Origin of the sequence: Kitasatospora sp. NPDC059327 (assembly GCF_042752535.1) — a bacterium.
GTDB lineage: Bacteria > Actinomycetota > Actinomycetes > Streptomycetales > Streptomycetaceae > Kitasatospora.
Genome location: NZ_JBHYYB010000198.1, coordinates 1 through 6139, shown reverse-complemented (window position 1 = coordinate 6139; position 6139 = coordinate 1). Strand labels below are relative to the sequence as shown.

Genomic DNA, 6139 nt, shown 5'->3' with positions numbered 1-6139 from the left:
TGTGACTGAGCGCTTCACTTGGCGGATGAGCGGTTGACTTGGCGAGTTGAGCGCTTGCTGTCGATGACGGCAGCGAGTCGGTCGGCGTGGTCGTCGAGTAGGACCTTCAACTCGCGGTAGTGGGGGTGGTCGTCCGTCTGCCTGAGCCAGGTGCAGGTGAATCGGCGGTGGTACTTCCAGAGGCGGAGGGCTTCCGGGTCGGTCGCGGTGTGCGAGGGGCAGGGGGAGAAGAAGTACTCGCCCTGGGTGACGCGGGCCCAGATGTAGGCGGAGACGGCGAGCCGCTTCCGGTCGTCGGTGATGGCCCGGTTTCCGGGCTGTTTCTGCAGCTGGGCGACCATGTGGTTCCAGGTCGCGGGTGTCAGCGTCCAGCGGGCGAGGCAGTGGCGGCGGCGCTGGTAGTCGATCCGGGGCGAGGCTTCGAGGTTGGCGGCGATGGCGTCCAGGGCGAGTTCGAAGGCGTGGAGGTTGTCCTGGGCGCGGGCCCATTTGCCGAGCTTGGTGCCGAACCCGACGCCGTGCTCGCCGACTTTGATGCCCAGGAACTGGGCTGCATCATGCAGGCTGCCGCCGCGAGCGCGTCGGACGAGGTGGGTGGCCGCGTTGCGACGCAGGATGAGGCTGCTGACGCCGGTGAAGGCGCCCAGGTGCCGGTCGGCCCAGTCCTGGGGGAGGAACGCCGGGATGTGTTCCGGCCGGTAGCCGACCTGGCTCAGGGGGATCCGTCGGCCGCCCGGCCCGGTGCGGCGGTAGGTGGGGACGAGGGTCTCGGCGACGGCGAGGAAGCGCCAGGAGCACGATGGGCGTTGTCGCTTGAACGCGTGGTCCCAGCTCTGGTGGCGGGTGGGGACGATTCCGGTGCGGGTGCGGTTCTCCACCGGTGCCAGGGGAAGCATCGCGGCGCGGAGGTCGTTCGCGGTCAGGATGTTGTCGGCGGCATGGAGGAAGGCGGCGCTGGCGCGGGCGTCGGTGGGCAGGGCGTTGGAGTACTGCTTCTCGCCGGGGCCGTGGTTCTCGGCGATGTATCGGTCGGCGGCCTCGGTCGCCGCGGTCGGTGTGTCGGGGCGGGCCTTGGGCCAGGTGATGATGACCAGCGCGGTGACGAGCTGCAGTTCGGTGAAGTACTGGCTCGATGTGACTGCGGAGCGTTGTGGCGCGAGCATCGAGAGGATCTTGTCCTGAAGCGCGAGGAGTTCCGGACCGGGATGGTCCTGCGGCTGGGGCGGGACGCGGTCGAGCCGGCCCGGGCAGATGTTCTCGCGGGTGCGGGGTGTGCGGGTGAAGCCGGGCATGCGCTGGCGGCATTGGGCGGGGTGCAGCCCGCCGATGCTGGGCAGGGCGACCAGGTGGCTCGATCGGCCGATGAAGGGCCGCTGGCAGTCGGGGCATAGGTGTTCGAGGAACCGCTGGTGCCGTAGGCATGCGAAGGAGACGGGGAGTCGCCAAGCGCGTTGCCAGGGGCCGCCGTGCTGGTTTTGGACGGGAGTGCCGTCGCCGGCCAGGCAGGCCGGGCAGTAGCGGACGGAGGCGGCGAACAGCCCGTCCATGTGGGGTGGGCGGCGGCCGTGCCGGAGCGGGTCCAGGACGTAGGCGATCGGCGGGTAGTAGGGGGCCCAGCCGGCCAGGGTCAGGGCGGTGACCTCGGCGCGGGTGAGCCTGGTCGCGGTGGCGAACTCGGCAGCCATGGCCGGGGGTAGGACCGTCGACCGGACGGCCTTGGCCAGGGCCTGGGTGTTGTCCTGGATCTCGGCCAGGCCGGTGCGGCGGATGACGCGGTCGGGTGGGACGCCCAGGCGGTGGGCAAGGCGGAGCACGTAGCCGCTCATGGACTCGTCGTCGAGGGGATCCAGGCTGCGGGGCAGCGGAGCGGAGGCCGGGAGGCGGGGCGGGCTGCTGTTCGGGGTCCGGCTCATCGGGCGCCTCCTGCGGCGGGGCCGCGGTCGTCGAAGACGGTGTTGCGGCCTCGCCGAGTGGTTCGTTTCGCGGGGACGGCGGGGACTTCGCCGGCTGCCGGGTCGCGGTGCTGAGCGTGGCTCAGGTCGATCGACAGGCTGTCGAAGAGGTCTTCGGTCAGCCGTTCCAGGCCGGTGTCGACGGCCTCGCGGCAGCCGTCCTCGACGAGCCGTTCCAGCAGGCCGACGACTCCGTTCGTGCGCTGGAACAGGTATTCGGGCATGGTTCCGGCGGTGAGCATGTCCTCGGGTGCGTCGAGCAGCCGCAGGCTGTTCTGGACTCCGCGCAGGTGCCGGATCCAGGCGCTGATCTGCTCGGTGGTGTCGTAGCGGAAGCGGTCGAGCTCGACCAGGTCGAAGCGTCGCTCGGTCTGGGTCGGTTCCAGGCCGTGGACCTTGGCGTGCCGGGAGGCGGGCAGGTGCCACTGGCCGGTGGCCGGATCGTGGCGGCCTTCGCGCAGCAGCCCGGAGCCGGGGATGTCGACGCCGATCAGGACCAGGGTGACGTGCATGCTCATGAAGGCCCGGATCAGGTCGAGGGTGTCCTGGTCGTCCGCGCGGTGCATGCGCAGGCGGGTGATGTCGTCCAGGATCAGCACCTTCGTGCCGTGGTCGCGCAGGGAGGCGGAGACCTGGTGGATCAGTTCGGGCAGGTCCATGCGCGTGCTGACGGGAGAGTTGTAGAAGTTCAGGATGGCCTTGCAGGTGCTCTTCGGTTTCGCGGTCACCGGGGTCTGGATGTAGGCGACGGGGACGTGCAGGTCCCGGAAGCCGGGGGCGGCGTCGGGATTGAGGTGCTGGTGCAGGGCGAGCCAGCGGTCCTCGAACGCGGCGGCGACCTCGCAGGCGCTCTCGGTCTTGCCCTGGTAGCCGCCGCCGGAGACCATCACCCCGGCGCGGGTGGAGGGCTTGAACTTGAGCGCGTTGCTCTCGATGCGGCCGTTGAGGAGCTTCTCGACCGCCCGGCTCATCGGGGTGGCCAGCAGGGGAAGGTTCGCGTGGGTCGCGGCGCGGTGCAGATCGTGGAGCGTCCTCTTGCGCGGGCTCAGCAGCCTCCAGGCGGCCAGGTCGATCACGGGCGCCGGGGTGAACGAGTGGCGGGTCAGACGCCATTGCTGCCAGCCGACCAGGGTCTCGCGGGCCGGGATCGGGCCGGGCAGGACGAACGGCACGGTCTCGCTGGCGGTCATCCCGCTCCTCCTTCGACCGCTTCGCCCTCGTCGGTGTCGTCGGCGCCGGGCAGCGCGAACAGGCTGTGGCGGCGCAGGTCGTCGCCGAGAAGCGCCGGCGGCGCGGGCAGTTCGGGGACCGCGGCCTCCCGCCGTCGGCGGCGCTCGCCGTCGACCGCCTGCCGGTTCTGCCGGACCAACTCGACCGGGCGCGGCGCGGCCGGCAGCGAGCGGACGGCGCTTGGCCCGTTGCGGTCGCGCTCGGCGGCCCGGGCCCGGGTCAGCTCCCGGGCCCGCTCGGTCCGCTCGGCCTTCGTCGTCTGGGTCGGCCAAGCGGTGACCGGAGTGTGAGCGGAGATCAGGTCCAGCAGCACCGGCAGGAGTTCGTTGTCCTCGCGCGGTTTGAGGCCGGCGCGGGCCGCCTCGCGCAGGACCTGCTGCACCCGCGCGTCACCAAACGCGGGAACATCCCCGCCGGCCGACAACCCGTTCCAGGGCAGCGTGTGCCAGTTGCCGCCACGCTCGAAGTAGACCTGCCGGCAGTCGCGCGGATCGCGGTTGACCACCCACTTGCCGTGGTGGCGTCCCCCTCGCGGGGAGGCGCCGAGGCCAGCGAGGCTGGGGTGGTCGGCGCCGTACCAGAGTCCGCCGATCTTGACCCCGCGCCGTCCGTGGAGCTTCACGTAGTGGGCCGGGAGGAGGTGGTGGTAGAGGTTCGCGTCGGGGATCTGCAGGGCGATGCCGTCCCGGGCGGCTGCGGCGGCGAACAGGGTGTTCGGGCTGTGGCGCCCGCCCGGATCCCAGGTCGGCGCGTACTGGTCGAGGCGCCGGTTCTGCCAGACCTTCACGATCCAGGTCGCCAGCAGGTGCTCCATCTCCTGGACCGTCCAGGTGGCGTCGCCTTCCGGGTCGGCGCCGCGGTCGGCGGTGTCACGGCCGCGGTAGCCGAGCAGCAGTTCCAGCAGCAGCGACTGGATCCCCGAGAACGCCCGTTCGCAGGCGGCTTTGTCCTGAGGGCGCATCGCGCGGGCGGGCAGGACCACGACGCCGAGGGTGCGGGCGACCTGGACCATGTGGTGGTTCTTGTAGACGCTTCCGTGGTCGCTGGTCACCGTCTCCGGCGCGAAGAAGGGGCGCCCGGCGACCGGGTGGCCGGCGAACTCGGCGACCAGGGCGGCGGGAACCCCCGGGTAGTGCCAGGCCATGTCCGGTGTCCAGTCCGGGCGCATCGGCAGCGGGAGCATCACGTCCCGCAGCAGCATCGCCACCTCGATCGAGGAGTCCGAGCCCGGGGTGAGCCGGAACGCGGCCAGGGAGTGGGTGAAGGCGTCGAGCCCGAGGGTGAGGTCTGCGGTGATCGGCTCCCCGAAGACGTCGTCGCACAGTTTCACCGGGAACGGGGTGGTGTCCAGCACCAGCACCTGTCCCGGCCGGGTGATCGTCACCCGGGACGCGCCGGTCTCCACCGCGGCCGCCGACCGCAGGTAGCGCTGGCGCCCGCCCTCGGGGCCGAACCACTCCTTCCAGACCTTCGACAGCGTCGTGTAGTGCGGGATCGACGCCACCGCTGTCTCGCCGTGCTTCTCCCGGACGAACTGGTGGATCATCCGCTCCTTGGTCTTCATGCCGACCCGGGAGCGGTGCAGGCACTCCGCGTGGACCGCGTGGATCGCCTCGGAGATCTGCGGGCTGATCGAGCGGTGTCCGCGCAGCACCGGTGTCAGGCGTCTGTCGGCCAGGCCCATGATCCCGTGCTCGTGCCAGGCCGCCGACCAGCGTTCCATCGTCCGCTCGCTGACCTTCCCGAGCCCTAACTGGCGTGCGTCGTCCAGATGCAGGGCCTTCAACTCGGCCACCTTCGCCAGCCGGCGCTGGGTCAACGTCGTCGTGTCCGGGTCGAACTCGGGCCGTGGTTCTCCCTCTTGAGCCCAGTGCTGGCTGCCGCCGCGGAAGCCGGTCTCGGCCTCCAGCAGATGAGCAACCCGCGAGAGGAGACGCTGCTGGTCCTCGCGTGGCAGGTCCTCGAACCGCGTCGGCTGCCGCTCGCCGTCCATCACACCGTCCCCACCGGGTAGATCCAGGTTCCGTCCCCGAGTGGTTGGGCCAGATCTACCGCCAGCCGTCGCTGCCAGAGCAGCCGCACCGCGTGCGTCCGCGCGACCGCCGGCACCCGCGTCCGGCCCACCAGCTCGCCAAAGCTCAGGGGATGCTGACGGACCGCGGCCAGCAGTTGTCTCTCCAGCCCGAGCGGGTCGGTCATCGGCCGCCGCCGTACCGACAGAGCGTCAATCCCCGCGAGCACCTGGCCCCGCCAGCCGGTCACCACGGCATAGCGCCAGCCCGCGGCAGCCGCCGCCTTGGCGGCTGCCGCGAACCGCACCTCGTCCTCTTCCGCGATCAGGCCCGCCGGGCGCACGTCCAGCAGCCACGACGCGCCCGCGGCCAGCAGGAGGAAGTCCGGGATGTGCGCGCCCTTCCCCTCCGACCAGGTGAAACGCAACCGGAACGGCTGGGCCAGCACCTCGTCGAACCCGCCCACGAAGTCCAGAACCAGCAGCAGCCACCTCTCGGCCAGGCTCTCGAAGCCGTGCTGCCGACCGGTGGAGACAAGGCACTCCAGCCCGGGACGGTGCCGCTGGCCGGTCCGCCAGGCGAAGCGCCGCACCGGCGCTGACGCCATCGCCGGCACCTCGCCCAGAGCCCGTACCGGGCTGACGACCTCGGCCTTCCCCACCTTCCACGTCGCCGTCCACGACCTGGACCACGTCGGGCCCAGATCCAGGCGCTCAACCGCCTGGGCAGGAATCTCGTACGGAATCAGAAGATCGTCCAGCGAGCAGGTATGCGACCAGACCGGTCCCGTACCCGCGCTCTCACCCTGTACGCCGTCCACGACACCCAGGACACCGCACGTCCTTGGCGAGCGGGCGAAATCACCCAAACCAGGCCCATAGGCCCAACTCTGGCGATACCCTGCCCAGCCAACGCTCAAGCCGCCAAGTGAAGCACTCAGTCACA

General features: G+C 71.1%; 4 protein-coding genes. All 4 read right to left on the bottom strand.

The window, feature by feature from the left end; all coding sequences use genetic code 11:
• Positions 1-14: 14 nt before the first annotated feature.
• From ACFXHB_RS44020 to ACFXHB_RS44005, 4 genes are read right to left on the bottom strand one after another with little or no spacing between them, the layout of a single operon-like run.
• Positions 15-1913 (bottom strand): TniQ family protein, encoded by a 1899-nt coding sequence (locus ACFXHB_RS44020; protein WP_380582757.1) that lies wholly within the window; start codon positions 1911-1913, stop codon positions 15-17.
• Positions 1910-3142 carry a TniB family NTP-binding protein gene (locus ACFXHB_RS44015; RefSeq protein WP_380582755.1) on the bottom strand — a complete coding sequence of 411 codons (1233 nt, stop codon included), beginning with the start codon at positions 3140-3142 and terminating at the stop codon, positions 1910-1912. Before ACFXHB_RS44015 ends, ACFXHB_RS44020 begins: the two co-directional genes overlap by 4 nt.
• Positions 3139-5175 (bottom strand): transposase, encoded by a 2037-nt coding sequence (locus ACFXHB_RS44010; RefSeq protein ID WP_380582753.1) that lies wholly within the window; start codon positions 5173-5175, stop codon positions 3139-3141. Before ACFXHB_RS44010 ends, ACFXHB_RS44015 begins: the two co-directional genes overlap by 4 nt.
• Positions 5175-6014, bottom strand: a complete 840-nt coding sequence (locus tag ACFXHB_RS44005) for a TnsA-like heteromeric transposase endonuclease subunit (RefSeq protein ID WP_380582751.1) — start codon at positions 6012-6014, stop codon at positions 5175-5177. Before ACFXHB_RS44005 ends, ACFXHB_RS44010 begins: the two co-directional genes overlap by 1 nt.
• Between the last annotated feature and the right edge of the window lie 125 nt (positions 6015-6139).